This window comes from Geodermatophilus sp. CPCC 205761, from assembly GCF_051383655.1.
Classification (GTDB): Bacteria; Actinomycetota; Actinomycetes; order Mycobacteriales; family Geodermatophilaceae; genus Geodermatophilus.
This window is the reverse complement of the sequence record NZ_JALPKQ010000004.1, coordinates 49285-75404: the sequence shown is the minus strand read 5'-3', so window position 1 is coordinate 75404 and position 26120 is coordinate 49285. Positions and strand designations below refer to the sequence as shown.

35 protein-coding genes are annotated in these 26120 nt (G+C 75.3%); 16 read left to right on the top strand and 19 right to left on the bottom strand.

Features of this window, described 5'->3' with window-relative positions:
• Positions 1 to 65 precede the first annotated feature (65 nt).
• Positions 66 to 731, top strand: coding sequence for a lysophospholipid acyltransferase family protein (locus tag MY526_RS03600; RefSeq protein WP_436689173.1), 666 nt, complete (start codon positions 66 to 68; stop codon positions 729 to 731).
• A gap of 7 nt (positions 732 to 738) precedes the next feature.
• On the opposite strand, the gene MY526_RS03595 is transcribed toward MY526_RS03600, so the two are convergent.
• Entirely contained in the window at positions 739 to 1125 is a 387-nt protein-coding gene (locus tag MY526_RS03595) for an acyl-CoA thioesterase (RefSeq protein WP_436703260.1), read from the bottom strand.
• 34 nt (positions 1126 to 1159) lie between these two features.
• Between MY526_RS03595 and MY526_RS03590 the strand changes: the two genes are divergently transcribed.
• The gene (locus tag MY526_RS03590; RefSeq protein ID WP_436703259.1) at positions 1160 to 1750 is read left to right on the top strand and encodes an MSMEG_1061 family FMN-dependent PPOX-type flavoprotein; all 591 of its coding nucleotides are present in this window, start codon (positions 1160 to 1162) and stop codon (positions 1748 to 1750) included.
• Between the two features lie 31 nt (positions 1751 to 1781).
• Positions 1782 to 2207: a VOC family protein gene (locus MY526_RS03585; protein WP_436689167.1), complete on the top strand. Its 426-nt coding sequence runs from the start codon at positions 1782 to 1784 to the stop codon at positions 2205 to 2207.
• 49 nt (positions 2208 to 2256) lie between these two features.
• On the opposite strand, the gene MY526_RS03580 is transcribed toward MY526_RS03585, so the two are convergent.
• On the bottom strand, positions 2257 to 2454 hold the full coding sequence (locus MY526_RS03580; RefSeq protein WP_436689165.1) for a hypothetical protein: 198 nt from the start codon (positions 2452 to 2454) through the stop codon (positions 2257 to 2259).
• A gap of 180 nt (positions 2455 to 2634) precedes the next feature.
• Between MY526_RS03580 and MY526_RS03575 the strand changes: the two genes are divergently transcribed.
• Both MY526_RS03575 and MY526_RS03570 read left to right on the top strand, forming a co-directional pair.
• A complete protein-coding gene (locus MY526_RS03575) occupies positions 2635 to 3171 on the top strand; it encodes a type II toxin-antitoxin system PemK/MazF family toxin (RefSeq protein WP_436703258.1) in 537 nt (178 codons plus the stop codon).
• Positions 3172 to 3250: 79 nt separating this feature from the next.
• Positions 3251 to 3982 carry a class I SAM-dependent methyltransferase gene (locus MY526_RS03570; RefSeq protein ID WP_436689161.1) on the top strand — a complete coding sequence of 244 codons (732 nt, stop codon included), beginning with the start codon at positions 3251 to 3253 and terminating at the stop codon, positions 3980 to 3982.
• 4 nt (positions 3983 to 3986) lie between these two features.
• Here MY526_RS03570 and MY526_RS03565 read toward each other — a convergent pair whose 3' ends face one another.
• From MY526_RS03565 to MY526_RS03545, 5 genes are all read right to left on the bottom strand, one after another.
• A complete protein-coding gene (locus tag MY526_RS03565) occupies positions 3987 to 4250 on the bottom strand; it encodes a hypothetical protein (RefSeq protein WP_436689159.1) in 264 nt (87 codons plus the stop codon).
• A gap of 64 nt (positions 4251 to 4314) precedes the next feature.
• Entirely contained in the window at positions 4315 to 5361 is a 1047-nt protein-coding gene (locus tag MY526_RS03560; protein ID WP_436689157.1) for an LLM class flavin-dependent oxidoreductase, read from the bottom strand.
• 63 nt (positions 5362 to 5424) lie between these two features.
• Positions 5425 to 6486 (bottom strand): AbrB family transcriptional regulator, encoded by a 1062-nt coding sequence (locus MY526_RS03555; RefSeq protein ID WP_436689155.1) that lies wholly within the window; start codon positions 6484 to 6486, stop codon positions 5425 to 5427.
• A 48-nt stretch (positions 6487 to 6534) separates the two neighbouring features.
• Entirely contained in the window at positions 6535 to 6828 is a 294-nt protein-coding gene (locus MY526_RS03550) for a transcriptional regulator (RefSeq protein ID WP_436689153.1), read from the bottom strand.
• Positions 6825 to 7289 carry a hypothetical protein gene (locus tag MY526_RS03545; protein WP_436703257.1) on the bottom strand — a complete coding sequence of 155 codons (465 nt, stop codon included), beginning with the start codon at positions 7287 to 7289 and terminating at the stop codon, positions 6825 to 6827. Before MY526_RS03545 ends, MY526_RS03550 begins: the two co-directional genes overlap by 4 nt.
• Before the next feature lie 194 nt (positions 7290 to 7483).
• On the opposite strand from MY526_RS03545, the gene cobA reads away from it, so the two are divergent.
• Positions 7484 to 8737: a uroporphyrinogen-III C-methyltransferase gene (cobA, locus tag MY526_RS03540; RefSeq protein WP_436689149.1), complete on the top strand. Its 1254-nt coding sequence runs from the start codon at positions 7484 to 7486 to the stop codon at positions 8735 to 8737.
• Here the strand turns inward: cobA and MY526_RS03535 are convergent.
• Positions 8727 to 9296, bottom strand: a complete 570-nt coding sequence (locus tag MY526_RS03535) for a hypothetical protein (RefSeq protein WP_436703256.1) — start codon at positions 9294 to 9296, stop codon at positions 8727 to 8729. The genes cobA and MY526_RS03535 overlap by 11 nt on opposite strands.
• Positions 9297 to 9380: 84 nt before the next feature.
• Here MY526_RS03535 and MY526_RS03530 point away from each other — a divergent pair, with 84 nt between their 5' ends.
• Genes MY526_RS03530 through MY526_RS03520 form a run of 3 tightly spaced genes read left to right on the top strand, consistent with a single transcriptional unit; the run spans position 9381 to position 11421 of the window.
• Positions 9381 to 10304 carry an ABC transporter ATP-binding protein gene (locus MY526_RS03530; RefSeq protein WP_436689146.1) on the top strand — a complete coding sequence of 308 codons (924 nt, stop codon included), beginning with the start codon at positions 9381 to 9383 and terminating at the stop codon, positions 10302 to 10304.
• On the top strand, positions 10301 to 11158 hold the full coding sequence (locus tag MY526_RS03525; protein WP_436689144.1) for an ABC transporter permease: 858 nt from the start codon (positions 10301 to 10303) through the stop codon (positions 11156 to 11158). The genes MY526_RS03530 and MY526_RS03525 overlap by 4 nt, the downstream gene beginning before the upstream one ends.
• Positions 11155 to 11421 carry a helix-turn-helix transcriptional regulator gene (locus tag MY526_RS03520; RefSeq protein ID WP_436689142.1) on the top strand — a complete coding sequence of 89 codons (267 nt, stop codon included), beginning with the start codon at positions 11155 to 11157 and terminating at the stop codon, positions 11419 to 11421. Before MY526_RS03525 ends, MY526_RS03520 begins: the two co-directional genes overlap by 4 nt.
• 39 nt (positions 11422 to 11460) lie before the next feature.
• On the opposite strand, the gene ygiD is transcribed toward MY526_RS03520, so the two are convergent.
• Both ygiD and soxR read right to left on the bottom strand, forming a co-directional pair.
• Entirely contained in the window at positions 11461 to 12312 is an 852-nt protein-coding gene (gene ygiD, locus MY526_RS03515; RefSeq protein ID WP_436703255.1) for a 4,5-DOPA dioxygenase extradiol, read from the bottom strand.
• A gap of 94 nt (positions 12313 to 12406) precedes the next feature.
• Positions 12407 to 12877, bottom strand: a complete 471-nt coding sequence (gene soxR, locus MY526_RS03510; RefSeq protein ID WP_436689138.1) for a redox-sensitive transcriptional activator SoxR — start codon at positions 12875 to 12877, stop codon at positions 12407 to 12409.
• Positions 12878 to 12947: 70 nt separating this feature from the next.
• On the opposite strand from soxR, the gene MY526_RS03505 reads away from it, so the two are divergent.
• Together MY526_RS03505 and MY526_RS03500 are read left to right on the top strand one after the other, a co-directional pair.
• Positions 12948 to 13640, top strand: a complete 693-nt coding sequence (locus tag MY526_RS03505) for an SDR family NAD(P)-dependent oxidoreductase (RefSeq protein WP_436703254.1) — start codon at positions 12948 to 12950, stop codon at positions 13638 to 13640.
• Positions 13637 to 14656 (top strand): S-adenosylmethionine:tRNA ribosyltransferase-isomerase, encoded by a 1020-nt coding sequence (locus MY526_RS03500; protein WP_436689135.1) that lies wholly within the window; start codon positions 13637 to 13639, stop codon positions 14654 to 14656. The genes MY526_RS03505 and MY526_RS03500 overlap by 4 nt, the downstream gene beginning before the upstream one ends.
• A gap of 3 nt (positions 14657 to 14659) precedes the next feature.
• On the opposite strand, the gene MY526_RS03495 is transcribed toward MY526_RS03500, so the two are convergent.
• A complete protein-coding gene (locus MY526_RS03495) occupies positions 14660 to 15367 on the bottom strand; it encodes a (2Fe-2S)-binding protein (RefSeq protein WP_436689133.1) in 708 nt (235 codons plus the stop codon).
• Positions 15368 to 15483: 116 nt separating this feature from the next.
• Between MY526_RS03495 and acs the strand changes: the two genes are divergently transcribed.
• The 3 genes from acs to MY526_RS03480 all read left to right on the top strand — a co-directional run bounded on the left by acs (position 15484) and on the right by MY526_RS03480 (position 19094).
• The gene (gene acs / locus MY526_RS03490; RefSeq protein WP_436689131.1) at positions 15484 to 17433 is read left to right on the top strand and encodes an acetate--CoA ligase; all 1950 of its coding nucleotides are present in this window, start codon (positions 15484 to 15486) and stop codon (positions 17431 to 17433) included.
• A 199-nt stretch (positions 17434 to 17632) separates the two neighbouring features.
• Positions 17633 to 18136 carry a phage holin family protein gene (locus MY526_RS03485; protein ID WP_436689129.1) on the top strand — a complete coding sequence of 168 codons (504 nt, stop codon included), beginning with the start codon at positions 17633 to 17635 and terminating at the stop codon, positions 18134 to 18136.
• 28 nt (positions 18137 to 18164) lie between these two features.
• Complete coding sequence (locus tag MY526_RS03480; protein WP_436689127.1) at positions 18165 to 19094, top strand: alpha/beta fold hydrolase; 930 nt, start codon at positions 18165 to 18167, stop codon at positions 19092 to 19094.
• 132 nt (positions 19095 to 19226) lie between these two features.
• Here MY526_RS03480 and MY526_RS03475 read toward each other — a convergent pair whose 3' ends face one another.
• Genes MY526_RS03475 through nth form a run of 5 tightly spaced genes read right to left on the bottom strand, consistent with a single transcriptional unit; the run spans position 19227 to position 22973 of the window.
• Positions 19227 to 20408 carry a MarP family serine protease gene (locus MY526_RS03475; protein ID WP_436689125.1) on the bottom strand — a complete coding sequence of 394 codons (1182 nt, stop codon included), beginning with the start codon at positions 20406 to 20408 and terminating at the stop codon, positions 19227 to 19229.
• A gap of 3 nt (positions 20409 to 20411) precedes the next feature.
• The gene (locus MY526_RS03470; RefSeq protein WP_436689123.1) at positions 20412 to 20858 is read right to left on the bottom strand and encodes a plastocyanin/azurin family copper-binding protein; all 447 of its coding nucleotides are present in this window, start codon (positions 20856 to 20858) and stop codon (positions 20412 to 20414) included.
• The gene (locus MY526_RS03465) at positions 20855 to 21613 is read right to left on the bottom strand and encodes an NUDIX hydrolase (protein ID WP_436689121.1); all 759 of its coding nucleotides are present in this window, start codon (positions 21611 to 21613) and stop codon (positions 20855 to 20857) included. Before MY526_RS03465 ends, MY526_RS03470 begins: the two co-directional genes overlap by 4 nt.
• On the bottom strand, positions 21610 to 22191 hold the full coding sequence (locus MY526_RS03460) for a TlpA family protein disulfide reductase (RefSeq protein WP_436689119.1): 582 nt from the start codon (positions 22189 to 22191) through the stop codon (positions 21610 to 21612). The genes MY526_RS03465 and MY526_RS03460 overlap by 4 nt, the downstream gene beginning before the upstream one ends.
• On the bottom strand, positions 22188 to 22973 hold the full coding sequence (gene nth, locus MY526_RS03455) for an endonuclease III (protein WP_436689117.1): 786 nt from the start codon (positions 22971 to 22973) through the stop codon (positions 22188 to 22190). The genes MY526_RS03460 and nth overlap by 4 nt, the downstream gene beginning before the upstream one ends.
• 173 nt (positions 22974 to 23146) lie before the next feature.
• On the opposite strand from nth, the gene MY526_RS03450 reads away from it, so the two are divergent.
• Both MY526_RS03450 and MY526_RS03445 read left to right on the top strand, forming a co-directional pair.
• The gene (locus MY526_RS03450) at positions 23147 to 23389 is read left to right on the top strand and encodes a hypothetical protein (protein WP_436689116.1); all 243 of its coding nucleotides are present in this window, start codon (positions 23147 to 23149) and stop codon (positions 23387 to 23389) included.
• Positions 23390 to 23597: 208 nt separating this feature from the next.
• Positions 23598 to 24272 carry a Crp/Fnr family transcriptional regulator gene (locus tag MY526_RS03445; protein WP_436689114.1) on the top strand — a complete coding sequence of 225 codons (675 nt, stop codon included), beginning with the start codon at positions 23598 to 23600 and terminating at the stop codon, positions 24270 to 24272.
• A gap of 159 nt (positions 24273 to 24431) precedes the next feature.
• Here the strand turns inward: MY526_RS03445 and MY526_RS03440 are convergent, their stop codons facing one another.
• From MY526_RS03440 to MY526_RS03430, 3 genes are read right to left on the bottom strand one after another with little or no spacing between them, the layout of a single operon-like run.
• Entirely contained in the window at positions 24432 to 25229 is a 798-nt protein-coding gene (locus MY526_RS03440; RefSeq protein WP_436689112.1) for an NUDIX hydrolase, read from the bottom strand.
• Positions 25226 to 25699 carry a RidA family protein gene (locus MY526_RS03435; protein ID WP_436689110.1) on the bottom strand — a complete coding sequence of 158 codons (474 nt, stop codon included), beginning with the start codon at positions 25697 to 25699 and terminating at the stop codon, positions 25226 to 25228. Before MY526_RS03435 ends, MY526_RS03440 begins: the two co-directional genes overlap by 4 nt.
• 7 nt (positions 25700 to 25706) lie before the next feature.
• Complete coding sequence (locus tag MY526_RS03430) at positions 25707 to 25880, bottom strand: hypothetical protein (protein ID WP_436689108.1); 174 nt, start codon at positions 25878 to 25880, stop codon at positions 25707 to 25709.
• Between the last annotated feature and the right edge of the window lie 240 nt (positions 25881 to 26120).

The following is a 26120-nucleotide window of genomic DNA, read 5'->3' as shown; positions in this document are numbered from 1 at the left end:
ACGGGAGAATGCCGCTGCCGCCGGCGCCCGCCGGCGGCCCCCCGACCCGAGAGGGGAAGCGCGGCGTGCTCTACCTCGTCGTCCGGTTCCTGCTGCGCCCGCTGTTCCGGATCGTGCTGCGCACGCACGTCACCGGGCGGCAGAACGTCCCGGCGACCGGCCCGTTCATCCTGGCCAGCAACCACCTGTCGTTCATCGACAGCATGGTCATCCCGCTCTCCGCCCCGCGCCGGGTCGGCTACCTGGCCAAGGCCGAGTACTTCACCGGGTCAGGCGTGACCGGCTGGCTCACCCGGACGCTGTTCACCGCGCTCGGGGCGCTGCCCGTCGAGCGGCAGACGCACCGGGCCGCGCAGGAGGCGCTCGACACCGCGCTGGGCGTGCTGCGGGAGGGCGGCGGCTTCGGCATCTACCCCGAGGGCACCCGGTCCCGGGACGGCCGGCTGGCCCGGGGCAAGACCGGGGTGGCCTGGCTGGCGCTGACCGCCGACTGCCCCGTGGTCCCGGTCGCGGTGGCCGGCACCGACAAGGTCCAGCCGGTCGGCTCGCGGTGGCCCCGCCCGCACAAGGTGTCGGTCACCTTCGGCAAGCCGCTGACGTTCGACGAGTACCGGGGCATGGCGGGCAACGGCCGGGCCCGGCGCGCGGTGACCGACCAGATCATGGAGGCCATCGCCGACCTCTCCGGTCAGGAGAAGTCCGGCTGGGGCCGGCCGAGCGAGGCCGCCTGAGCGGCCCTCAGGCGGCCAGCCGCGCCCGGACGTCGTCCGGCCAGGGGGTGGAGCGCCCGTTGGTGATGGCGACGTAGGTGGTCCGGACGACGCAGCACACCCGGTCGCCCACCCGCACGGTGAACCGCGCCGTCACGCTCGTGCGGCCCACCTGCTCGGTCTCGGCGTCCACCGTCACGGTGTCGCCCCAGCGGGCCGAGGCGGACCACTCCAGCGAGCTGGCCTTGACCAGCGGGTCGATGCGGCGCTCGACCAGCTCCTCCCAGGACAGGCCCATCGAGGCCCACCACCCGTTGGACGCCTCGTCGGCCCAGGTCAGGTAGTGGGCGTTGAAGACGACGCCCTGCTGGTCGCACTCGACGTACCGGACCGGGGCGCTCCACTGTGCGGGCACGGTGCTGCACGGTAGCCGGGATACCGTCGTCGGCATGGACGGCGTACTGGAGAGGTACCGCGACCCCTCGCAGCTGGTGCAGGACAAGGTCATCGACCACCTCGACCGCCACTGCCGGGCGTTCGTGGAGCTCGCACCGTTCGCGACGCTGTCCACGGCGTCCCCCGACGGCTGGCCGGACGTGTCGCCGCGCGGAGGTGACCCGGGCTTCGTGAAGGTGCTCGACCAGCACCGGCTGGCGCTGCCCGACCGGCCGGGCAACAACCGGGTGGACAGCCTGCGGAACGTGGCGGGCAACCCCCGGGTGGCGCTGCTGTTCCTCGTGCCGGGCATCGAGGAGACGCTGCGCGTCTACGGCACCGCCGAGCTGGCCGCGCCGGAGGACCTCGGGGTGGACCTCACCGAGTTCGGCCGCGCCCCGCGATCGGTCCTCGTGGTGACGGTGGCCTGGGCCTACTTCCAGTGCGCGAAGTCGGTGATGCGCTCGGGCCTCTGGGACCCGGCGCGGCAGGTCGAGCGCTCGGCGTTCGCCCCGATGCGCGAGGTCTTCGGCGACCACTGCCGGCTCACCACGCCGCTGCCCGACGACGCGGTCATGCGGGCGGGCCTGGCCGAGGAGCTCTGAGACCGTCGGTGGGCCGTCCTAGGGTGCGGCCATGGCGACCGACGTCCAGATCGTGATCGACAGCGCCGACCCGCACGGGCTGGCCGACTGGTGGGCCGAGGCGCTCGGCTGGCAGGTGGAGGCGCAGGAGGAGGCGTTCATCCGCCGGATGGTGGAGTCGGGCGCGGCGACCGAGGCCGACACCACCACCCACCGGGGCGCGCTGGTGTGGAAGACGGGGGCGGCGGTCACCTCGCCGGACCCGGGCCGGCCGCGGGTGCTCTTCCAGCTGGTCCCGGAGGCGAAGACGGTGAAGAACCGGGTGCACCTCGACCTGCACGTGGGACCCGAGCGCCGGGACGCCGAGGTGACGCGGCTGGTCGGCATGGGCGCGACCGAGCAGTACCGGGAGTCGCAGGGGCCGTTCACCTGGGCGACGCTCACCGACCCGGAGGGCAACGAGTTCTGCGTCGCCTAGTCGCCCCCTGCAGGGGCGCTCCGCGAGCGGTCGGGCAGGGGGTCCTTCGTCAGCTGGCACGGAGGTCCCGGGCGAGCTTGCGGTAGGCGACGGTGCGTTCCGCGAGCGCCCGCCGACGGTCCTGCCGGCTGCGCCGGTCGGTTCCGAGGTAGCGGGCGTCCTCCACCAGTTGGAAGGCCGCGAGCACGCTGGCCTTCACCTCACGGGGCCACGGTGCCGCGGGCAGGACCGGCTCGGCCGAGGTCATGGGAGACCCCCCTCTCCCGGGAGGGCCACTCCTGACCGCCCCGTGCGCTCATCGTTGCCCCCCCATCGGCAGTTCGAAGCTTCTTCGTGACGGATTGGTACCTGTGTGTCACATGCGACGCATGGTGTTCACCACCGGCCCCCGCGCGGCCGCCCAACGGACGTTCCGTACCGTGCCGCCATGGCAGGTCCCGGGCTCGGCCGACGTCTCTCCGGACTGCTGCGCGCGGCGCTGCAGCCGACCGCACGGGCGAGCCGGTCACCGGTCCGCCGGGCGGCGCCGGCAGCAGCGCCCGCACCCGGAGGCGTGCGGGATCTCACCGGCGGGCTGGCCGGCGTCGAGCTGGCCTACCGGCCGCAGGACGACGACCGGCCCGACCCCGGCGAGGTCGTCTGGGCCTGGGTGCCCTTCGACGAGGGCGACGGCCGGGGCAAGGACCGGCCGGTGCTGGTGATCGGGCGGCGCGGGGCCGACCTGGTCGGGCTGATGCTCTCCAGCCAGGACCACGACCGGGATGCCGCCGACGAGGCCCAGTTCGGCCGCGTGTGGATGGACGTCGGCACCGGTGCGTGGGACGCCCGAAGCCGGCCCAGCGAGGCCCGGCTGGACCGGCTCCTGCTGCTGCCGCCGGGCTCCGCCCGCCGCGAGGGCGCCGCGCTCGCGCGGGGGCGGTTCGACGAGGTCGTCGCCGCCGTCCGGTCGCAGCACGGCCGCTGACGACGGGCTCCGTCGGCCCACTCCGTCGACCCCCGATGCGGTCGACCGGACCGGCACCGGCGGGCCATGCTCCCCCGTGATGGACGCCGCCGAGGTCTTCTGGGCCCTGCACCGCGACCTGCCGCGGGAGGGGGTCGGCTCCGACGCGACCACCCGCAGGCTGCTCGACCTCGCCCGCCCGCTGCCACCGGAACCGCGGGTCCTCGACATCGGCTGCGGCCCCGGGCGGGCGTCCCTCGTCCTCGCCGGGTCCGGCGCCCGGGTCATCGCCCTGGACCTGCACGAGCCGTTCCTCCGCCGGGCGCGGACGGCGGCCGACGCGGCCGGGCTCGGCGACCGGATCGCCGTCGAGCGCGCGTCGATGACCGCGCTCCCCCACCCCGACGGCGCGTTCGACCTGCTGTGGTGCGAGGGCGCCGCCTACCTGATGGGGGTGGACGCGGCGATGCGCGAGTGGCGCCGGCTGCTCCCGGCCGGGGGTGTCCTGGTGCTCACCGACGCGGTGTGGACCACGGCTGCGCCGTCCCCGGAGGCCGCCGCGTTCTGGGCCGGGTACCCCGCGATGCGCGACGAGGCGGCGACCGTCGCCGCCGCCGACGCCGCGGGCTACGCCGTCCTCGCCACCCACCTGCTCCCGGACGCCGACTGGGAGGACGAGTACCACCGGCCGCTGGAGGCGGCCATCGACGCCTGGCCCGACCCCGACGAGGCGACGTCCGCCGCGCTGGCGGCCGTGCGCACCGAGATCGAGGTGCGCCGCGCCCACCCCGGCGAGTTCGGCTACGCCGGGGTCGTGCTGCGGCGCCGGTGACGGGTCAGTCGGCGACCGAGCGGTCCCGGACCGACGGGGAGGGCCGCACCGTGTACACACCGGCCGAGCCGCTCAGCGTGGTCAGGTCGTAGCGGTGCACCACCTTGGGGCCGCCGTGGAGGTGCACGTGGGTGATGGTGGGCAGCGGCTCACCGTGCCGGGCCTCGCGGATCTCCACCCGCCCGTCCAGCGGGCCACCCACGAACAGCAGGACGGCGTCTTGCGTGCCGGCGTCCGTGCCGGTCGTCTCCTCGGACAGCTCCCTCACCTCCCTGCACCCCGGGCCAGGGTAGGCGCGTCCCGGGACGGAGGGGGACCCCACGGACGGCCGGTCAGACCGTCGCCTTCGACCGCGACGCCAGCTCGGCCCGCACGATCGGGGCGACCTCGGTGCCCAGCAGCTCGATCGAGCGCAGCACCTCCCGGTGCGGTGCCGCGCCCAGCGAGGACTGCACGAGGAACCGGTCGTGACCGAAGACCTCGTGCTGGAACAGGATCTTCTCGGCCACCTGCTGGGGGCTGCCCACGACCACCGCGCCGTGCAGGCCGGCGAGCGCGTCGAAGTCCGCGCGGGTCATCGCGCCCCAGCCCCGCTCGCGGCCGAGCCGGGTCATGACCTCGGCGTAGGTGTCGTAGAAGCTGTCGGCGGCGGCCTGCGAGGTGTCGGCGACGAAGCCGTGCGAGTTGATCGAGACCGGCAGCGGACCGTGCCCGTACTGCGCCGCCGCCCGGCGGTGCAGCTGCGCGAGCGGCGCGAACCGGGCCGGCTCGCCGCCGATGATGGCCAGGGCCAGCGGGAGTCCGAGCGCTCCGGCGCGCACCACCGACTGCGGGTTGCCCCCGACCGCGACCCACACCGGCAGCGGGTCCTGCACCGGGCGGGGGAAGACCGGCTGGTCGACCAGTCCCGCGCGGTGCCGGCCGGACCAGGTCACCCTCGTCGAGTCGCGCAGCTGCAGCAGCAGGTCCAGCTTCTCGGCGAAGAGCTCGTCGTAGTCGTCGAGGTCGTACCCGAACAGCGGGAACGACTCGATGAACGAACCCCGCCCGGCCATGATCTCGGCCCGGCCGTGCGAGAGCAGGTCGACGGTGGCGAACTGCTGGAACACCCGCACCGGGTCCTCGGAGGAGAGCACGGTGACGGCGCTGGACAGCCGGATGCGGGAGGTGCGGACGGCGGCCGCGGCGAGCACGGTGGCCGGCGAGCTGACCGCGTAGTCGGGCCGGTGGTGCTCGCCGACGCCGAAGACGTCGAGGCCCACCTGGTCGGCGAGCGCGATCTCCTCCAGCAGGTTCGCCAGCCGCCGCTCCGGGCTGATCGTCGTCCCGGTGCGCGGGTCCGAGAGGACGTCGCCGAACGTGTAGACCCCGAGCTGCACTGCCACTCCCTCGCCGCCGACCAGTTGAACGCACAACGACCCACGGTCACCCGTGGATTCCCGTCAGGCCGAGCGGCGCAGCCACCGCGCCAGCAGCGGCGCGGACAGCAGCATCACGAACAGCCGCAGCACCTGGACGGCGAGGACGAAGGTGGCGTCCGCGCCGCCGTCGCGGGCCGTGGCCAGCACCGCGTAGAGGCCGCCCGGCGTGGTGGCGAGGTAGGCGTCGAGGGCGCTGGCCCCGGTCGTGGCGGTGAGCACGGCGCCCAGCCCGGCGCAGGCGGCGATCAGCCCGAGGATGATCGCCAGCGCGAGGGGCAGCGCCCGCCCGATGGTGCGCAGGCTGTCCCGGGTGAAGTTCAGCCCGACGGCCAGGCCGATCGCCAGGAACGCGGCCAGCTCGAGCGCCACCGGCACCTGCGCGCCGCCGGACAGCCCGCTCAGGTCGAGCCCGGCCGCGATCAGCATCGGCCCCAGCAGCGCCGGCACCGGGATCCGGAGCAGCCGGGCCAGGGGGATGCCGGCGAGCACGCTGACCGCGGCATACAGCAGTCCGGCCGGCCACCCGGGTCCGGCCTCGGCGACCGTCGTCCCGCCGGATCCCGGCTCGGCACCGAACAGCGCCGTCGCCACCACCGGCATGAGCACGACGATGATCAGCACCCGCAGGTACTGGAGGACGGCGACCATCCGGTCGTCGGCGCCCAGCTCGCGGGACATCGCGGTGATCCCGGACGCGCCCCCGGCGATCATCGCGAACGCGCCGGTGACCGGCGTGATCCCCGGCTGCAACCGCATGAGCAGCCCGGCCAGCACGGTCAGCGCCAGCGTGCCGACGACGACCAGGAGCACCGGCAGCCAGTCCCGGCCGATCGCGGCGAGGGTGTCGACGTCGACCAGAGCCCCGACGGAGACGCCGATGAGGGCCTGCGCCGCCATCATCCCCGGCCGCGGGACGACCAGCCGCCGGCGGCCGGCCAGGCCGCGCACCAGGCCGGCGAGCAGGCCGCCGAACAGCGAGGGCGAGGGCAGGTCGAGGGCGTCGAAGACCACCGTGGCCACGAGGGCGCCGGCGACGACGAGCACCCCGTCGACCAGCCGGGCGATCCGCCCCTCCCCGCCCACGCGCACCACTCTGCCGGGCGTCGTCCCGCGCAGGCGCACGCGGGTCGTTCAGGCGCCGGTGATCCGCCGCAGCTCCGCGACGTGCGCGTCGAACGCGGCCCGGCCGGCCCGGGTGAGGGCGAGGCTGGTGCGCAGCCGGGAGGCGCGGGTCGCCTTGCGCACCGTCACGTAGCCCGCCTCCTCCAGCTGCCGGACGTGCTTGGAGAGGACCGAGTCGCTCACGCCGACCTCGTCCCGCACCGCGGCGAAGTCCATCGTGTCGACGGCGGCGAGCAGGCCGCAGATCTGCAGCCGCGGCGGCGGGTGGATGACCGCGTCGAAGCGCGGGGCGACCGCGGTCACGCCTGGCCCCGGAGCTCGGCGACGTAGATCCGGGTCCACCACCGGCTGGTCAGGGCGACACCCACCCCGAGGACGATCCCCGCCACCACCATCGCGCCGCGGATCCCGAGGAGGAACTCGGCCAGGGCGCCACCGGCGAACACGACCGCGTAGAGGACCGTGAACGCCCGGATCGCCTTCCGCGTCGGTCCCGGGCGGTGGCCGCTCAGCCACAGCCCGGTGCGTCGCTGGTAGACCGCCACCAGGCCGAGGCACCCGGCCATGAAGAGCACGAGCGCGACCGTGATCCAGACGGCGCTGCGCGTGGCGTAGGAGCTGATGAACCCGGCCATCAGCACCCCGAGGGCGACGTCGTACCACCAGGGCTGCACCACCCGGTCGGCGAGCGCGGCGCGGCGGTCCGCGAGGGCGGCCAGGTCTGCCCGGGCGGCGGCGGTGTCGAGCGCCTCGTTGCTTTCCACATCGGAAAGTGTGACCCGCCACTTTCCGATCCGTCAAGTGACGCGGCCGCGGCACCTCGCGCGCGGCGGCGGCGGGCCCGCTGCGATCCTGGAGCGGATCGCCCCCGCGCCACCGACGTCGCGGCTCGTGCCCCGCCTCCCCGAGGAGATCCGCTGAGCACCGACCCGACCCGGCTCCGTCGCGCGGAGCCGACGTGAACGCGACCCCCGTCGACCCCGCCAGCGGGGTGGTCTACCCCGTCGGTCTGCGCCTGTTCGACCGGCTCGTGGTCGTCGTCGGCGGGGGGCAGGTGGCCCACCGGCGCGTCGCCGGACTGCTGGAGGCGCGCGCCCGGGTGACCGTCGTCAGCCCGGACGTGACGCCCGCACTGGAGGCCCTGGTCGAGCCCGGGTCGGTGACGTGGGTGCGCCGCCGGTACCGGACCGGTGACCTGGACGGCGCCTGGTACGCGGTGGCCGCCACCGACGACCCCGCGGTCAACGCCGCGGTCACCGCCGAGGCCGAGCGGTCGCGGGTGTTCTGCGCCCGCGCCGACGACCGCTCGGCGTCCAGCGCCTGGACCCCGGCCGTGGGCCGTCTGGGCGACCTCGTCGTCGGCGTGCACGGCGGCGGGGACCCGCAGCGCTCGGTGGGTGTCCGCGACGCGGTCGTCGCCGGGCTCACCGACGGCACCATCCGCGACGTGGCCGGTCGCACGCCGGCCGGCGGGCACCGCGGCGGCGTCGTGCTCGTCGGCGGCGGGCCGGGCGACCCCGGCCTGGTCACCGTCAGGGGGCAGCAGGCGGTGGCGCAGGCCGACGTCGTGGTCGCCGACCACCTCGCGCCGCAGTTCCTGCTGGCCTCGCTGCCGTCCGACGTCCTGGTCATCGACGCCTCGAAGCTGCCCCGCGGCCGCTCCATGGCGCAGGAGGAGATCAACGAGCTGCTGGTCGAGCACGCCCGGGCCGGGAAGCGGGTGGTGCGGCTCAAGGGCGGCGACCCGTTCGTCTTCGGCCGGGGCATGGAGGAGGTGGAGGCCTGCGTCGCCGCCGGCGTGCCGGTCGAGGTGGTGCCCGGGGTGACCAGCGCGATCGGCGTCCCCGCACTGGCCGGCATCCCGGTCACCCACCGCGGGCTGACCCACGAGTTCGTCGTCGTCTCCGGCCACGTGCCCCCCGGCCACCCGGCCTCGCTGGTCGACTGGCCGGCGCTGGGGCGGCTGCGCGGCACCCTGGTCGTGCTCATGGGCGTGGACACCGCGCCGGCCATCGCCGCGGCGCTGGTGCAGCACGGGCGCCCCGCCGACACCCCGGTCGCCGTCATCGCCGACGGGTCGACCGCGACCCAGCGCACCGTGCGCACCACCCTGGCCGGGCTGGCGCAGGCCCTGGCCGACGAGGAGATCCGGCCGCCGGCGGTCTGGGTCGCCGGCGAGGTCGTCGGCCTCGCGGCCGCCCTCAGGCGCTGAGCACGCGCGACCGCAGCTCCCGCACCGCGGCAACGGGGTCGTCGGCGGAGAAGGCCACGGTGGCCACCGGCCGGGGCTGCCCGGCCACCTGAACCGGCGGGTCGAACCGCAGCTCGACGTCGGTGTCCCCCATGAAGGAGACGGCCAGCCGGTCGCCCTCGAGGACCGTGGTGCGGCGGTGGCCGCCCCGGTGGCGCCGTCCGGCGGACACCAACGACGCCAGCGGCACGACGATCCGGTCGGAGTGGGCGAAGCGCAGCACCAGCTGGTCGCGCTGGAGCAGGTGGGGGTTCTGGGCCAGCGCGAGCACGAACCCGGCGAACCACACGAGCGCGCACACGCCCACGCCGAACAGCAGCCAGCGGACCACGGGCCACGGGGTGATGACGTGGACGACGACGACCTCGAGCACCCCGAGGACGGCGAGCACGGGGACGACCGGGCCGGTGCGCCCGGCGTAGGAGATCGCCACGTCACCCGGACCGACGTCCCGCCGGTGCCGCACGCCCCGCCACAGGGCCCTGAGGATTCCGGCCTGCGACCGCAACACCTGGCGCATCGTCCCGCTCCCGTCCGAAGCACTTGTCGTGCAGATGTAGCAGTTCTACTGTCTCGACCGCACCAGCGCTACGAGGAGGTGGCGATGTCCGTCGAACCGGACACCGACCCGGTCGTGCAGGTCCGGGGCCTGCGGATGGCCTACGGCCCGCACGAGGTCCTGACCGGCGTGGACCTCGCCGTCCACCGCGGCGAGGTGGTCTGCCTGCTCGGGCCCAACGGCGCCGGCAAGACGACGACGATCGAGGTCCTCGAGGGCTTCCGGCTGCCGTCGGCCGGGGAGGTCCGGGTGCTCGGCACCGATCCGGCGCGCGCCGGCCACGAGTGGCGGGCCCGCGTCGGCGTCGTCCTGCAGTCCTGGCGCGACCACGCCCGGTGGACACCGCGCAAGCTGCTCACCCAGCTCGGCGGCTTCTACCGGCCCTACGCGACGCCGGAGCACCCCCGGCCCCACGACGTCGACTGGCTGCTGGACACCGTGGGCCTCGGCGACGACGCCGACCGGAAGATCGCCACGCTCTCGGGCGGGCGGCGACGCCGGCTGGACGTCGCCGTCGGCATCATCGGCCGGCCCGAGCTGCTGTTCCTCGACGAGCCCACCGCCGGCTTCGACCCGCAGGCGCGCCGCGACTTCCACGACCTCGTGCACCGGCTGTCGGACCTGGAGGGCACGAGCATCCTGCTCACCACGCACGACCTCGCCGAGGCCGAGCGGCTGGCCGACCGCATCCTCATCCTCGCCGGCGGGCGGATCGTCGCCGACGGCAGCGCCGAGCAGCTGACCCGGCAGGTGGCCGGCACCAGCGAGGTGCGGTGGACCTGCCGCGGCGAGCGCTTCGTGCACGCGACCGACGACGCCACGCCGTTCGTCCGGCAGCTGTTCGAACAGCACGGCGACGAGGTCGCCGACCTCGAGGTGCACCGCGCCGGCCTCGAGGACACCTACATCGCCATGGTCGCCCGGCACGAGTCCGGCGGCCGCACCGAGCTCGTGGAGGTGGCCCGGTGACCGGCAGCACCCCGTACGCCGTCCGGCTCGGCGTCCAGCGGGGCTGGACGGAGTTCCTGCTCAGCCTGCGCAGCCCCCAGGACCAGGGCTTCTACCTGCTCACCGGGCTGGCCACCCTGCTCTACCTGTGGTTCAACCGCGACACCGAGGTCGAGGGGACGTCGCTGCTCTACCCCTCGGTCGCGCTCCCGAGCATCCTGGCCGCCCTCGCCGCGTTCGGCGTGGTCATCGGCCCGGCCTTCGCGCTGGCCATGGAGCGCGAGGACGGCACCCTGCTGCGGCACAAGGCGCTGCCGCACGGCATGGAGGGCTACGTCACCGGCCAGGTGGTCTACCACTCCCTCGGCCTGCTGCCGATGCTCCTGGTCATCCTTCTTCCCAGCGCGCTGCTGTTCGAGGACGTCATGCCCAGCGGGCTCGGCGGGTGGCTCACCGTCGCCTGGGTGCTCGCGCTCGGCCTGCTGGCCACGTTGCCGCTCGGGATGATCCTGGGCTCGGTGGTGCCGGGCACCCAGAAGGTCGGCACCTGGGGGATGCTGCCGGTCATCGTGGTCACCGCGATCTCCGGCATCTTCTTCCCGATCCAGGCGCTGTGGGGCTGGGTGCAGGTGGTGGCGCAGGCCTTCCCGGTCTACTGGATCGGCCTGGGGATGCGCTCGGCCTTCCTGCCGGACGCGGCGGCCGCGAGCGAGCTCGGCGGCTCCTGGCGCACCGGCCAGGTGGTGCTCGTGCTGGCCGCGTGGGCCATCGCCGGACTGCTCCTGACGCCGGTGGTGCTCCGGCGGATGGCCCGCCGGCAGTCCGGCTCCCAGGTCGCCGCGGCCCGTGACGCGGCCCTGCAGTGGGTGCGGTGAGCGCCGACCGGGGCGGGGACGCGGTCTACAACCGGATCGCGCTGCTGCGGGCCGAGCAGGGCGTGACCCGCCGGGAACTGGCCGACGCCCTCGGCGTGCACTACCAGACCGTGGGCTACCTGGAGCGCGGCGAGTACAACCCCAGCCTGTACCTGGCCCTGCGCATCGCCGAGTTCTTCGGGCTGCCGGTGGAGGTGGTCTTCTCGACCACCCCGTTCCCGAGGATCAGCGACGCCGCCCGGTCGTCGTCCGAGGCGAGCTGAGGGGAACCGGACTTCCTCTGAGCACTGCCGGCCCCTCTGTCAGATGTTGGCGCCGTCCGGCGGCGGCTCGTCGGGCAGCGGCGCGGCGAAGCCCGCCCCGTCGGAGGCCGGCGGGGTCATGCCGACGGTGTAGGCGGTCATCGACAGCGAGCCGTAGGCGTACCCGTCGACCAGCACGTCCGCGGTCGTGCCGGTCGCCCCGGCCACCCCGGCGAGGTAGAGCAGCGGCAGGAAGTGGTCCGGCGTCGGGACGGCGAGGTCGAAGTCGCGGTGCCCGTCGAGCCTGGCCACCTCGGTGGGGTCGAGCTGCATGAGCTCGCGCGCCTCCTCGTCGAACCGGCGCGCCCAGTCGAAGCCGGCGTCGGGCAGCGCCCGGCTGACCCCGCCGAGGTTGTGGACGACGTTGCCGCTGCCGATCACCAGCACGCCGTCCTCCCGCAGCGGCGCCAGCGACGCGCCCAGCTGCAGATGGTAGTCGAACCCCTTGAGCGCGTTGATCGACAGCTGCACGACGGGGATGTCGGCGTCGGGGAAGGCGTGCCGCAGCACCGACCAGGTGCCGTGGTCGATGCCCCAGCTGTCGACGTCGGCGCCGACCCACGTGGGGCGGACGACGTCGGCGATCTCCTCGTACAGCTCCGGCAGGCCCGGCGCGTCGTAGCGGACGTCGAACAGCTCCCGGGGGAACCCGAAGAAGTCGTGGATGGTCCGCGGGCTGGGCATCGCCGTCACCGCGGTCGCGTGCACGTACCAGTGCGCCGAGACCACGAGGATCGCCCGCGGCCGTGGCACCGATCGGCCGAACGCCCTCCACGCCTGCGTGTAGCGGTTCTCCTCGAGGGCGTTCATCGGGTTGCCGTGACCGATGAACGCGGCGGGCATGACCGGCATGCGGCCCCTCCCCTCGTCGACAGCGACCCGCCGATCATCTCCCGCCCCCCTGCCGGAAGCGAGACCGCGCGGGTCACCAGGCGCGCGGTGCGGGTCAGCCCGCGTTCGACGTCGGCGGGACCCGCCGCAGCGTCGGCGACAGCCAGCGCGCCCCGGGCCCCTCCCAGCCGGCGACGTCCCCGGGGTTCGACAGCCGGCAGCGGGTCAGCGACAGGCAGCCGCAGCCGATGCAGGACGACAGCCCGTCCCGCAGCTGGACCAGGGCCGCGATCTGCTCGTCGAGCCGGTCCCGCCAGCCCTGCGAGAGCCGGGCCCAGTCCCGGGCCGACGGCGTCCGGCCCTCGGGCAGCGCCGCCAGCGCGTCCCGGATCTCCGGGAGGGACAGCCCCACGTTCTGCGCCGCCCGGATGAACGCCAGCCGGCGCAGCACGCTGCGCGGGAACCGGCGGGCTCCCCCGGCGGTGCGGGACGCCGTCACCAGGCCCTGCGCCTCGTAGTACCGCAACGCCGACGCCGCGACGCCCGAGCGCTCGGCCACCTGGCCGATGGTCAGCAGGTCCGTCATCGCGCCTCCTCGCCCTGAAGTGAACTCGAACGCTTGACCTCAAGTCAACTAGAGGTTGCACGGTGGCGTCATGAGCACCCCGACCGCGCTCGTCACCGGAGCGTCCCGCGGCCTCGGCGCCGCCCTCACCGAGGCCCTCGACCGGCGTGGCTGGCGGCTGGTCGTCGACGGCCGCGACCCCGACCGGCTCGCCGCAACCGTCGCCGCCCTCCCCCGGCCGGACCTCGTCACCGCGATCCCGGGGGACGTCGCCGACCCGGCCCACCGGGCGGCCCTCGCCGCCGCCGTCCCCGACCGCCTCGACCTGCTGGTCAACAACGCCAGCGACCTCGGCCCCACCCCGCTGCCCCGGCTGGCCGACCTCCCGCCGGAGGCGCTGGCACGGGTCCTCGCGGTCAACACCGTCGCGCCGCTGGCGCTGCTGCAGGCGGTGCTCCCCGCGCTCGAGCGGGCCGGGGGCCGGGTGCTCGACATCAGCAGCGACGCCGCCGTCGAGGCCTACCCGGGCTGGGGCGGGTACGGCGCGAGCAAGGCCGCCCTCGACCAGCTGACCGCCGTCCTCGCCGTCGAGCTCCCGGACCTGCGGGTCTACGCCGTCGACCCGGGCGACATGGCCACCGACATGCACCGGGCGGCCGATCCCGACGCCACCGGCCTGCCGGACCCGCGGACCGTCGTCCCCGCGCTGCTCCGGCTGGTCGACGGCGACCTGCCCAGCGGCCGCTACCGCGCCGCCGACCTCGCGGTGGAGGTGTCCCGGTGAGCACCCTCGCCATGGGCAGCGAGGCAACCGCACCGCCGGAGCGGCGCGGCGTGGCCCGCGACGGCGTCCGGCTGATGGTGGTCCGGCCGGACCGGATCGGGCACGCCGTCTTCCGCGACCTCCCCGACCTGCTGACGCCCGGCGACCTCGTCGTGGTGAACACCTCGGCGACGCTGCCGGCGCGGCTCGACGTCCGGCGCGCCGACGGCACCCTGGCCCCGCTGCACGTGTCGACCGCGCTGGACGACGGCGACTGGGTGGTCGAGCTGCGCCGTCCGGACAACGACGGGCCCGACCGCGGCGTGGAGCCCGGCACCGAGCTGGCCCTCCCCGGCGGGGTCCGGCTCCGGATGCTCGCCGGCTTCCCCGACCCGGCCCGGCCCTCGCGGCTGTGGCGTGCACGGCCGGAGCCGGAGGTGGCCGCCGCCGCGCACCTGCAGCGGCACGGCAGCCCGATCCGCTACGGCTACCTCGGCGCCGCCGTCCCGCTGTCGGACGCGCAGAACGTCTACGCCACCGAGCCCGGCAGCGCAGAGAACGCCAGCGCCGGGCGGCCGTTCACCGAGCGGCTGCTGGTGCGGCTCATGGCCCGCGGGGTGCCCGTCGTGCCGGTCGTGCTGCACGCCGGCGTCTCCAGCCCCGAGCTGCACGAACCGCCGGCGCCGGAGCGGTTCGCCGTCCCGGAGGGAACCGCGCGGCTGGTGACCGGCACCCGGGCGGCCGGCCGCCGGGTCGTCGCCGTCGGGACGACCGTCACCCGGGCCCTGGAGACCGCGACCGGCGAGGACGGCGTCACGCGGGCCGCCGCGGGCTGGACCGACCTGGTGCTCGGCCCGGAGCGCCCGGCCCGCGCGGTCACCGGCCTGGTGACGGGGCTGCACGCCCCCGACGCCAGCCACCTGCTGCTGCTGGAGGCGGTCGCCGGCCGCCGGCTGGTGGAGGAGGCCTACGCCGCCGCGGTGGCCGGCGGGTACCTCTGGCACGAGTTCGGCGACACGATGCTGTTCCTGCCCTGACGGTCAGGAGAGGCGGGCGGCGGCCCCTTCGAGCAGCGCCAGCCGCTCGGCGGCGGGGCGGCGCGGGCAGGAGGTGCACAGCTGCTGGCCGGGCAGCCGGTACAGCTGGCAGCACGACACCCGCCGGACGAAGCGGACGCCGCCGACGTCCACGTACCGCGGCGCGGGCAGCGGGCCCCCGACGGCCGCCGCGAGCGGGCCGGCCGGCGCCGTCGCCCGCTCCACCTCGCCCAGCGCCCGGCCCAGGGCCAGCAGCCGCTCGGCCAGCGCGTCGGCGGCCACCGCCCACAGCGGCCGCGGCCGCATCCCCCCGGCCGCGGCGACCGCCCCCACCACCGCCGTCAGCGTCGACCGCAGCTCGGCGGCGAGGTCCCCGCCCGCCGCGGCGGAGGTGGCCGCCACGAGCAGGCCCCCGGGCCGCGCCGACAGCGCGAGGTCGGCCAGCCGCGCCGACAGCGGCCGGCCGGTGACCAGCCCGGCCAGCGGCGGGGTGAGCAGCACCGTCGAGGCCGAGTACCACCAGACGGTCGCCAGCACCCACCGGTCCCCGCCCCGGTGCCGCACCCGGAGCTCGGCCAGGCGGGCCGCGGTCCAGTCCGGGTCGGCGAGCAGCGCCGCGGGGACGACCTGCGCGGACGCCGGTGCCAGCAGGCCGAGCGCGGCCGCTCCGGGCACCCGCGCGACCACCTGCGCCTGCGGCTGTCCGGTCACCGGCCCAGTCTCGTCCGCGGGCGGGCGCCCGGGGCAGACGAAGACCGGCCCGGGCCCATACGGTGTGGCGGGGAGCACGTCGCGTCGTCGCGACGCCGAGAACGGGAGGAACCCGCATGAGCGAGTCGACCGAGGTGGAGGGCCGGCGGTTCCCGGTGCCGGAGCAGCTGGCCGGGCAGGCCAACGCGGGTCCCGACGTCTACGAGCAGGCGTCGCGCGACCGGCTGGCGTTCTGGGCCCAGCAGGCCGAGCGGCTCAGCTGGAGCCGGAGGTGGGACGAGGTCCTCGACTGGTCCAACCCGCCGTTCGCCAAGTGGTTCGTCGGCGGCAAGCTCAACGTCGCCTACAACTGCGTCGACCGGCACGTGGAGGCCGGCCACGGCGAGCAGGTCGCCTACCACTGGGAGGGCGAGCCCGGCGACACCCGCACCATCACCTACGCGCAACTCAAGGACGAGGTCTGCAAGGCGGCCAACGCCCTCACCGAGCTCGGCGTGCAGGCCGGTGACCGGGTCGCCATCTACATGCCGATGATCCCGGAGACGGTGATCGCGATGCTCGCCTGCGCCCGGATCGGCGCGGTGCACATGGTGGTCTTCGGCGGCTTCTCCGCCGACGCGCTGGCCAGCCGGATCACCGACGCCGGCGCGCAGGTGGTGATCACCTCCGACGGCGGCTACCGGCGCGGCGCCCCCAGCGCGCTCAAGCCCGCCGTCGACGACGCCGTCGGCCGGGTGGAGGGCGTGCGGCACGTGCTCGTCGTGCGGCGCACCGAGCAGGACGTGGCGTGGACCGAGGGCCGCGACCTGTGGTGGCACGACGTGGTCGAGCGCCAGTCCGCCGAGCACACCCCCGAGTCGTTCGACGCCGAGCACCCGCTCTACATCATGTACACGTCGGGGACGACGGCGAAGCCGAAGGGCATCCTGCACACCAGCGGCGGCTACCTCGCGCAGGTCGCCTACACCCACTGGGCCACCTTCGACCTCAAGCCCGACACCGATGTCTACTGGACCGCCGCCGACGTCGGGTGGGTCACCGGCCACAGCTACATCGTCTACGGGCCGCTGGCCAACCGGGCCACCTCGGTCATGTACGAGGGGACGCCGGAGACCCCGCACCGCGGTCGCTGGTTCGAGCTGATCCAGAAGTACGGCGTGACGATCCTGTACACCGCGCCGACGGTGATCCGCACCTTCATGAAGTGGGGCGAGGACATCCCGGCCGGGTTCGACCTGTCCAGCCTGCGGCTGCTCGGGTCGGTGGGCGAGCCGATCAACCCCGAGGCCTGGCTCTGGTACCACGAGCACATCGGCGGCGGCCGCTGCCCGATCGTGGACACCTGGTGGCAGACCGAGACCGGCGCGCACATGATCACCCCGCTGCCCGGCGTCACGAATCTCAAGCCCGGCTCGGCGCAGACGCCGTTCCCCGGCATCTCGGCCAAGGTCGTCGACGACGAGGGCAACGAGCTCGGCGACGACACCACCGGCCTGCTGGTGCTCACCGAGCCCTGGCCGTCGATGCTGCGCACCATCTGGGGCGACGACGACCGCTACGTCGACACCTACTGGTCGAGGTTCGGCAAGGACGTCTACTTCGCCGGGGACGGCGCCAAGAAGGACGCCGACGGCGACATCTGGCTGCTCGGCCGGGTGGACGACGTCATGAACGTCTCCGGCCACCGGATCTCGACCACCGAGGTGGAGTCCTCCCTGGTCGCGCACCCGGCGGTGGCCGAGGCGGCGGTCGTCGGCGCCAGCGACCCCACCACCGGCCAGGGCATCGTCGCCTTCGTCATCCTGCGCGGAACGGCCGAGGACTCCGGCGACGACCTCGTCCAGACGCTGCGCACCCACGTGGCCAAGGACATCGGCCCGATCGCCAAGCCCCGCCAGATCATGGTGGTGCAGGAGCTGCCGAAGACCCGCTCGGGCAAGATCATGCGGCGGCTGCTGCGCGACGTGGCCGAGAACCGCGAGCTGGGCGACGTCACCACGCTCACCGACTCCTCGGTGATGAACCTGATCAAGGACAAGCTGCCGACGTCGTCCTCCGAGGACTGAACCGGGCAAAGGAAGCTCTACCCACGTCCAGCGCCCTCCGACGTGGGTAGAGCTTCCTTTGCCTCGCGCGGCGGTCGGGCTCCGCGGCGTCTCCGTTCGGGGGACGCGGGGACGCGCTCCCGGCGATCATGAGGCACGATCACCCCAACCCGCGTCCGCGCGGGGGACGTCCGACAGCCCAGCTCAGGAGGGAGCCCTCGTGGCCCACAGCGCATCGTCGACCCCGGCCCAGGGCCGGCCCGCCGGCGCGGAGGAGCCCTCGATCGGCGTGCTCGTGCAGAGCGCCATGGCCGACGTGTCCACGCTGATCCGCAGCGAGATCGAGTTGGCCAAGGCCGAGGTCGGGAAGTCGGCGAAGAAGGCCGGCATCGGCGTCGGCGCGTTCGGCGCCGCCGGTGTCCTGCTCGGCATCTCCCTGGTCTTCCTCTTCATCACCATCGCCGAGTTCCTCACCTGGCTGGGCCTCCAGCGCTGGATCTCCTACCTGATCGTCTGGGCGTTCTACGTCCTGCTCGCCGCGATCGCCGCCCTGGTCGGCCGCGCGCAGCTCAAGAAGATCGAGAAGCCGGAGCGGACGCTCGAGACGCTGCGCGAGCTGCCCGAGGTCGTGCGCCGCGAGGCCCCCGGCGAGCGCCGCCGCGAGGTCCCGACGGTGGCCAACGGCCGGGTGCAGCTGCGCGGCAGCGACAACTACACCGTCTGACCGGGCCCACCGGCCCGGGCCCGCGCCGGTGAGCGCCCCCGAGGACGAGCCGCCGGACGCCACCAGCGTCCTGCTGCCCGGTCCCTGGACCCACCGCGACATCTCCGCCAACGGCGTCCGGCTGCACGTCGCCGAGGCGGGCGACGGTCCGCTGGTGCTGCTGCTGCACGGCTTCCCCGAGTTCTGGTGGAGCTGGCGGGCCCAGCTGCCCGCGCTGGCCGCGGCCGGCTTCCACGCCGTCGCCCCCGACCTGCGCGGCTACGGGGGCAGCGACAAGCCGCCACGCGGATACGACCTGCCGACGGCGGCCTCCGACGTCGCCGCCCTGGTGCGCGCCCTGGGCGAGCGGGACGCCGTCGTCGTCGGGCACGACTGGGGTGGGCTGGTGGCCTGGTCGGTGGCCGCCCTGCACCCGCGCAGCGTGCGCCGGCTGGCCGTGCTGTCGATGGCCCACCCCCGGCAGCTGCGGGCGGCGCTGCGGGACCGCACCCAGCGTCGGGCCCTCCGGCACGTGGTCGGCTTCCAGCTGCCCCGGCTGCCCGAGCGGCGCCTGACCCGTGCCGACGACGACCCGGTGGCCGAGCTGATGCGCCGCTGGGCCGGCCCCGACTGGACCTCCACCGTCGACTTCGCGCAGGCCGTGGAGCGCTACCGCTCGGCCGCCCGCATCCCGCAGGCCGCCTACGGGTCGATGGAGTACTTCCGCTGGGCCGGGCGCTCTCAGCTGCGCCCCGACGGGTGGCGCTACGCCCGCCGGATGGCCGCCCCGGTGACCGCACCGACGCTGCAGCTGCACGGCGACCTGGACCGCTGCGTCCTGCCGTCGTCCGCCCGCGGCTCGGGCCGCTACGTGGCCGGCGCCTACCAGTGGCGGGAGCTGCCCGGGGTGGGGCACTTCCCGCACGAGGAGACCGCCGACGAGGTCAGCCGCACCCTGGTCGCCTGGGCCGCCGGCTGATCCTGTCGATCCGGCCCGGACTCGTGGGTCGGACGGTGGCCCCCCTGCAGGGGCCCGCCGCGAGCTCGCGAGCGGTGGGGGGCAGGGGGGTCCTCTTAATCGCAAGCTCGGGGCGGCGCCCTGGACGGAGGCTCACTCGCAGGCGCCGGTGGACGCCGCCGCGGTGGCGGTCTGACCCAGCCGGGCGGCGTCCTCGACCTCGTCGAGGGTCAGCGCGTAGCCGGTCTGCGGGTCGTCGATCGCGGAGGCGAAGACGACGCCCAGGACCTGGCCCTGGGTGTCGAACAGCGGTCCGCCCGAGTTGCCCGACCGCACGTCGCCGAACAGGGCGTAGACGTCGCGGACGACGGTCGTGGTGTCGCGGAAGTCCGGGCCGCTGATGTCGCCGCGGTCACGCACCCGCGCCGCCCCGATGAACAGGTCCCCGCCGCCGGGGTAGCCCATGATGATCGCGTCGTCGCCGGACTCGGCGTCCTCGGCCGCGAAGGTCAGCGGGACCTGCGGCAGCCCCGGGACGGCGAGCACCGCGATGTCGGTCGCCTCGTCGACGTACACCGGCGTGGCCTCGTACTCCTCGCCCTCGGCGGAGACGACGACGTCGGTGACGCCGGCCAGCACGTGCGCGTTGGTCATCACCCGCTGCGGGGCGTAGACGAAGCCCGAGCCGTCGATCTGCCGCGAGCAGGACGGCGCCACCCCGCTGATCTGGACCACCGAGCCCTGCACCGAGGTCACCACCGGACCGGCCGCCAGGGTGGGGTCCGGCGAGGGGACGTCGGGGACGTCGGTGGGGGTGAGCGGGTCGAGGACGTCGGGCAGGCCGCGCCGGTCGATCGCCTCCCGGAGGGAGTCGTAGACCGACCGGACGCTCTCGGGCACGCTCCGGTCGACCGCCTGCACCAGCGCCGACTGCCGCACCTGCCCGGCGACCTGCGGGAACGGCGCGGTCGCGAGCGGGGTGGCCACCATCCAGGCGACCAGCAGCACCGCCGCCGCCGAGAGGACCGCCCCGGCCACGGCGTCGACGATCTTCACCGGCTCCCAGGTGATCTTGCGGCGCACCGCCCGCCCGACCGCCCCGGCCAGCACCTGCCCCAGCAGCGCCCCGGCGAGGACGACGACCAGCGCGGCGAACACCCGGGTCACCGGCGAACCGTCGACGCGGTCGGCGACCGGGCCCGACAGCTGGGCGCCGAGCACGGCCCCGCCGAAGAAGCCGAAGAACGACGCTGCGGAGACGATCAGCCCCTGGCGGAAGCCGGAGAACGCGAACGACAGGGCCAGGACGATGAGGACGAGGTCGACGATCGACACGGCTCAGCCCTGCACCGTCATCGTGCCGGTCTGGCCCAGCTGGAGGTGGAAGGTGCAGTCGAAGAGGTAGTCGCCGGGCGCGCCCACGTCGAACTCGATGGTGCGGCTCTCCCCCGGCTGCAGCAGCGGGATCTCCTCGGCGATCGGCTGGGGCAGCGCCTCGGGCCGGAACCGCAGGTTGTGCACCATCTGCTCGGCGGCGTTCTCGACGGTCAGCCGCACCCGGCCCGGGGCGACGGTGAAGGTGGCGGGCACGAAGACGTAGTCGTCCTGCGTCCGCAGGGTGACCTCCTGGACGCCGTCGGCTGCCGTGGTGACGGTGCCCGGTGCGGTGCCCTCCGGTGCGGCCGATGCGGGCGCCGCCTCCTCGCCGCACCCGGCCAGAACGCCGGCCAGCACCACCGCGGCGACCAGCGCCCCGCCCCGTCGCCGCACTCCCTGCCCCCTCATCGCGGGGGAACCGTACGCGTCGGAGGGCCGTCCGGTGGTGGGTCGGCGACCGTCGGCGCGGCGGCCTCCTCCTCCTCGGCCGGCTCGAAGGTGCCCGGCAGCCGGGGCCGCCGCACGCCGAGCGCCGGCAGTGACCGCACGTCGTCGGTGTCCCAGGGGCGGGCCAGTCCCGCGGCCTCGAGGATCGCGTCGAGCAGGGCCGCGGTGAACCCCCAGACCACCATGCCGGCCACCCCGAACGCCGGGCCGACGTAGCCCGACGGGTGCCGGGTGCGGAACCGGTTGGCCGGGTCGGCGAGGTCGGCCAGCGGCACCCGGGCGACCCGGGCGACCTCCCGGGGGTCGCCGACGGTCACGTCCCGCGGGTCGTCCCACCACCCCACCACCGGAACCACGAGGTTGTCCGACGGGCCGAGGAACAGCTCGGGCAGGGTGGCCAGCACCCGCACGCCGTCGGGGTCGATGCCGGCCTCCTCCTCGGCCTCCCGCAGCGCGGTGCCCACCGGGTACTCGTCGCCGGGGTCGACGCCGCCGCCGGGGAAGGCCGGCTGGCCGGCGTGCGTGCGCAGGTGCGCGGACTTCTCGATGAGCAGCACGTCGGCCCCGCGCGGGCCCTTGCCGAAGAGGATGAGCACCGCCGAGCGGCGGGCGGTCGCCGTCGGCCGGGGCATGCGGTGCTGCAGCGGCAGGTCCGCGCCGGCGTCGAGCAGCCGGTGCAGGTACTCCGGCAGGTCGTCGTCCGCCGGCGCCGTCACAGCGCCACCCCGAGGTGCTCGGCGACCAGGCCGCGCAGCTCCTCGTAGGAGGTGACCGGGCGCAGCTGCAGGTGGGCGATCGAGCCGTCGGCGCGCAGGAGATAGGTGTAGGGCAGCCCGCGCAGGCCCTGCTCGATGGCCAGCTCGCCCTCCTCGTCCACGCCGGTCGGCATCGTGATGCCCGCATCGGCGGCGAAGGAGAGCCCGTTGCTCGCGGGGTCCTGGCTGACCAGCCCGACGACGCGCAGCCGGTCGCCGGCGGCGTCGGCCAGCTGCTGCACCAGGGGCAGCTCCTCCCGGCAGGGCCCGCACCAGCTGGCCCAGAGGTTGACGACGGTGGGCACGCCCTGGGCCCGGCCGAAGGCGAGCCGGCCGCCGCCGAGGCAGTCCACGGTCACGTCGGCCAGAACCTCGCCGCCGGCGGCCGGCTCGACGGGCTGGGGCTCGCACGGCGCGGTGGTGTTCTCCACGGCGGGCTCGACGGGGCCCGCGGCACCGTCCGGGCCGTCGCCGGCGCCGCACCCGGCGAGCGCCGCGACGAGGAGGGCGGCGCCCACCACGCGGCCGCGGGCGGTCATTCGGTGTCGGAGGCGGCCGGCGTCTTCACCAGCGTCAGCGCGACCTCCGGGTCGGTGGGGCCGATGCCGTAGGAGGGGCACCAGCGGGCCAGGCCGCACGCCCCGCAGGCCGCCTTCTTGGCGTGGCAGACCCGCCGGCCGTGGAAGATCACCCGGTGGCTGAACATCGTCCACTCCCGCTTGGGGATCAGCTCGGCGATCTCGGCCTCGACCTTGACCGGGTCCTCCTCGGCGGTCCAGCCGAAGCGCCGGACCAGCCGGCCGAAGTGGGTGTCGACGGTCAGCCCCGGGACGTCGAAGGCGTTGCCGAGGACGACGTTGGCCGTCTTGCGCCCGACCCCCGGCAGCGTTACCAGGTCGGCCATGCGGCCCGGCACCTCGCCGTCGAACCGCTCGACCAGCGCGCGGGCCAGGCCGAGGGCCGAGTTGGCCTTGGCACGGAAGAAGCCGGTGGGCTTGAGGATCTCCTCCAGGTCGGCCCGGTCGGCGCCGGCGAGGGCGGGGGCGTCGGGGTACTTGGCGAACAGCACCGGGGTGACGCGGTTGACCATCTTGTCGGTGGTCTGCGCCGACAGGACGGTGGCGACCAGCAGCTCGAAGGCGTTGGTGAAGTCCAGCTCGCAGTGCGCGTCGGGGTGGATCTCGGCCAGCTCGCGCGCCATCCGCCGTGCCCTGCGGGTGCGGGCCAGCGGGGTCTCCTCCGGGTCGAACGGCGAGCCGCCACGGGCGGCGGCACGGCGCGCGTGCGGGGGGACCGGGCGTGCGTAGGCGGGCGAGGACACGCGGTCGAGGGTAGGCGGACCCGCTGACGGGCCGTGCCATCATCGCTGCCGCCGCCGGTGGGCATCGACGCCGCGGGACGGGGTACACAGGAGTGCGTGCGGGAACCGGCCGGCCGGTCCCGCCCCCGAGACGACGACACCGCGCTCCGGACGTCGAGATGGAGGAGGTACCGGTGGTCGCCCTCATCGTCATCCTGTTCCCACCGCTGCTCATCGCCTTCCTGCTGGTGATGGAGCGGGTCGAGGAGCCGCTGCGGCGCCCGACCGGCCCGCGCGAGGTGGCCGAGTTCCTCTCGACCGCCAGCCCCGGCGAGGTCGACACCCTCGCCACCTCCGGCATCCGCCGGGCGATGGCCCGCTGGCGCCGGCGGCGGCACGCGCGCGTGCTGCAGGAGGCCGAACCGCCGATCGTCTGAGCGGCGGCGTTCCGCGCCCCTCGCACGCCGCGGTGGGGGTCGGCGGACCGACGCCGTCCTCCCCCCTTCGGGGCGGGGCACCTCCCACCGATCGGGTGACTATCCGCACAGGCCCCTAGACTCACCCCGGACAGCGCCGCCGAGGCGTGCGCTGCACCGGGAGCGGCCGGCAGTCGGCGCTCTCTGCGGTCGTGCGAGAGGACGCGTAGTGGACGAGGTGCTGGGTCAGTCCGGGCTCTTCCAGGGGCTGTCGGCAGACGCCGTGGACCCGGTCGCCAGCCGGCTGGAGACGGTGACGCTCCCGCGGGGCCGAGTGGTCTTCAACGAGGGCGAGCCGGGCGACAGCCTCTACATCGTCATGTCCGGCAAGATCAAGCTCTCCCGCCGGTCCCCGGACGGCCGGGAGAACGTGCTGGCCGTGATGGGCCCCTCCGACCAGTTCGGTGAGCTGTCGGTCTTCGACCCGGGCCCGCGCACCGCGACGGCGACGGCGGTCACCGACGTCAAGCTGGCGCGGATGCCGCAGTCGGTGCTCCGCCCGTGGATCGAGGCGCACCCCGAGGTCGGCGAGCGGCTGCTGCACGTGCTGGCCCGCCGGCTGCGCCGCACCAACGACTCGGTCGCGGACCTGATCTTCACCGACGTCCCCGGCCGGGTGGCCAAGGCGCTGCTGCAGATGGCCGACCGGTTCGGCAGCCGCGAGGGCGAGGGCCTGCGCGTGAAGCACGACCTCACCCAGGAGGAGCTGGCCCAGCTGGTCGGCGCCTCCCGCGAGACGGTCAACAAGGCGCTGGCCGACTTCGTGCACCGCGGCTGGATCCAGCTGCAGGGCAAGTCGGTCGTCGTCCTCGACGAGGAGCGTCTGCGCCGCCGCGCACGCTGAGAGCCGCTCGACGGGGGCCCCGCACCGGTCGGTGCGGGGCCCCCCGCGGTTCCGGGGGTCACCGGAGCCGCCGTGCACCCCCCGCAGCCGCCCCACACCGCGGCTCCGCGCCGTGAGGGGTGTTGCGTGCGACGGCTCAGCGCGGTGGGACCCGCAGGCTCAGGACGGAAGCGGCACGACGAGCCGGATCCGGGTGCCGTCGGGCAGCACCGCCCAGCGGCCGTCCGGCAGGTCCTCGAAGGTCGGGCTGATCGGCTGCAGCGGCTCCGGCGGGGAGCCGGCCAGCACCGCGGCGACGTCGGCGAAGGGCGCCAGCTGGCCGAGCGTGTGGATGGTCGGCGGCAACATCGGCCGGGTGCCGCCGCGCATCTCGGTCAGCGCGGCCTCCGGCGTCAGCCAGCTCGCCTCGTCGGCCTCGCCGGTGACGTGCCGGGCCTCCTGCCCGACCGGCAGCGCGGCGACGAAGAACTTGGTGTCGTAGCGCCGCGGCTCCACCGGCGGCGTGACCCAGTGCGCGAAGGGCCGCAGCAGGTCCGACCGCAGCGCCAGCCCGCGGTCGGCCAGCAGCTCGGCGAGGGACAGCTCGCGGGTCAGCAGCGCCTGGCGCTGCGCCTCCCACTCGTCACCGGACACGTCCGGCACCACATCGTTGCCGTCCGCGGACCCGGCCAGCAGGACGCCGGCCTCCTCGAACGTCTCGCGGACCGCGGCGCAGACCAGCTCGCGGGCCATCCGCTCGTCGCAGCCGAACGCCTCGGCCCACCGGGCGGGTGGCGGGCCGGCCCAGGCGGTCTCGACGTCGCCGTCCCGCGGGTCCACACCGCCGCCGGGGTAGGCGGTCATGCCGCCGGCGAAGGGCATCCCCTTCGTGCGGCGCAGCAGGTAGATCTCCAGTCCGGGCGTGCCGTCCCGCAGCAGCAGCACCGTCGCCGCCTGCTTCGGCTCGGCCGCGCTCACCGCAGCTCGACGGTGAGCTCGACCTCGACCGGGGCACCGAGCGGCAGCTCCGCGACGCCGACCGCGCTGCGGGCGTGCCGGCCGGCGTCGCCGAAGATGCGGCCGAGCAGCTCGCTGGCCCCGTTGACCACCCGCGGCTGGCCGGTGAAGCCCTCGGCACTGGCCACGTAGCCGACCACGCGGACGATGCGGGCGACCGAGTCCAGGCCGACCAGGTCGTCGATGGCGGCCAGGGCGTTGAGGGCGCAGACCTTGGCGTCGTACGCGGCCTCCTCCGGGTCCACCGAGCCGCCGACCTTGCCGGTGCGGCGCAGGCCGCCGTCGACGAACGGGAGCTGGCCGGAGGTGTACACCAGCTGCCCGCTGCGCACCGCCGGCACGTAGGCGGCCACCGGCGGGGCCACGACCGGCAGGCGGATGCCGAGCTCGGCCAGCCGGGCGTGCCAGCCCTGGGTCTGCGGGGCGGTCACGACGGCCTCAGCCCGCGGGGCGCTTGAGGTACGCGACCGGCTGGTCGGAGCCGGCCGGGCCGGGGAGCACGGTCACGAGCTCCCACCCGTCGACGCCCCAGGAGTCGAGGATCGCCTTGGTGTTGTGGATCAGCAGCGGGATCGTGGCGTACTCCCACTTGACGCGGGCCGGTTCGCTCATGGCGCGACGCTAGCGCAGCCCGCCGCCGCGTCCCCGGCCCTCCTGCGAGGCGTGGGGAGGACGGGGTCCGTCCAGGCCCTCGGCCCCGTCCCGGGTCCCGCCCCCGAGCCTGCGAGGGGGTGCGGCCGACGGGGTCCCGCCCAGGCCCTCGGCCCCGTCCCGGGTCCCGCCCCCGAGCCTGCGAGGGGGTGGGGAGGACGGGGTCCCGCCCAGGCCCTCGGCCCCGTCTCGGGTCCCGCC

Coding starts and splice junctions, on each gene's coding strand:
- MY526_RS03530 (WP_436689146.1), top strand. CDS start 9,381: ATGTCCGTCGAACCGGACACCGACCCGGTCGTGCAGGTCCGGGGCCTG.
- acs (WP_436689131.1), top strand. CDS start 15,484: ATGAGCGAGTCGACCGAGGTGGAGGGCCGGCGGTTCCCGGTGCCGGAG.
- MY526_RS03430 (WP_436689108.1), bottom strand. CDS start 25,880: ATGAGCGAACCGGCCCGCGTCAAGTGGGAGTACGCCACGATCCCGCTG.
- MY526_RS03460 (WP_436689119.1), bottom strand. CDS start 22,191: ATGACCGCCCGCGGCCGCGTGGTGGGCGCCGCCCTCCTCGTCGCGGCG.
- MY526_RS03580 (WP_436689165.1), bottom strand. CDS start 2,454: ATGACCTCGGCCGAGCCGGTCCTGCCCGCGGCACCGTGGCCCCGTGAG.
- ygiD (WP_436703255.1), bottom strand. CDS start 12,312: ATGCCGGTCATGCCCGCCGCGTTCATCGGTCACGGCAACCCGATGAAC.
- MY526_RS03505 (WP_436703254.1), top strand. CDS start 12,948: ATGAGCACCCCGACCGCGCTCGTCACCGGAGCGTCCCGCGGCCTCGGC.
- MY526_RS03470 (WP_436689123.1), bottom strand. CDS start 20,858: ATGAGGGGGCAGGGAGTGCGGCGACGGGGCGGGGCGCTGGTCGCCGCG.
- MY526_RS03535 (WP_436703256.1), bottom strand. CDS start 9,296: ATGCGCCAGGTGTTGCGGTCGCAGGCCGGAATCCTCAGGGCCCTGTGG.
- soxR (WP_436689138.1), bottom strand. CDS start 12,877: ATGACGGACCTGCTGACCATCGGCCAGGTGGCCGAGCGCTCGGGCGTC.
- MY526_RS03585 (WP_436689167.1), top strand. CDS start 1,782: ATGGCGACCGACGTCCAGATCGTGATCGACAGCGCCGACCCGCACGGG.
- MY526_RS03575 (WP_436703258.1), top strand. CDS start 2,635: ATGGCAGGTCCCGGGCTCGGCCGACGTCTCTCCGGACTGCTGCGCGCG.
- MY526_RS03590 (WP_436703259.1), top strand. CDS start 1,160: ATGGACGGCGTACTGGAGAGGTACCGCGACCCCTCGCAGCTGGTGCAG.
- MY526_RS03570 (WP_436689161.1), top strand. CDS start 3,251: ATGGACGCCGCCGAGGTCTTCTGGGCCCTGCACCGCGACCTGCCGCGG.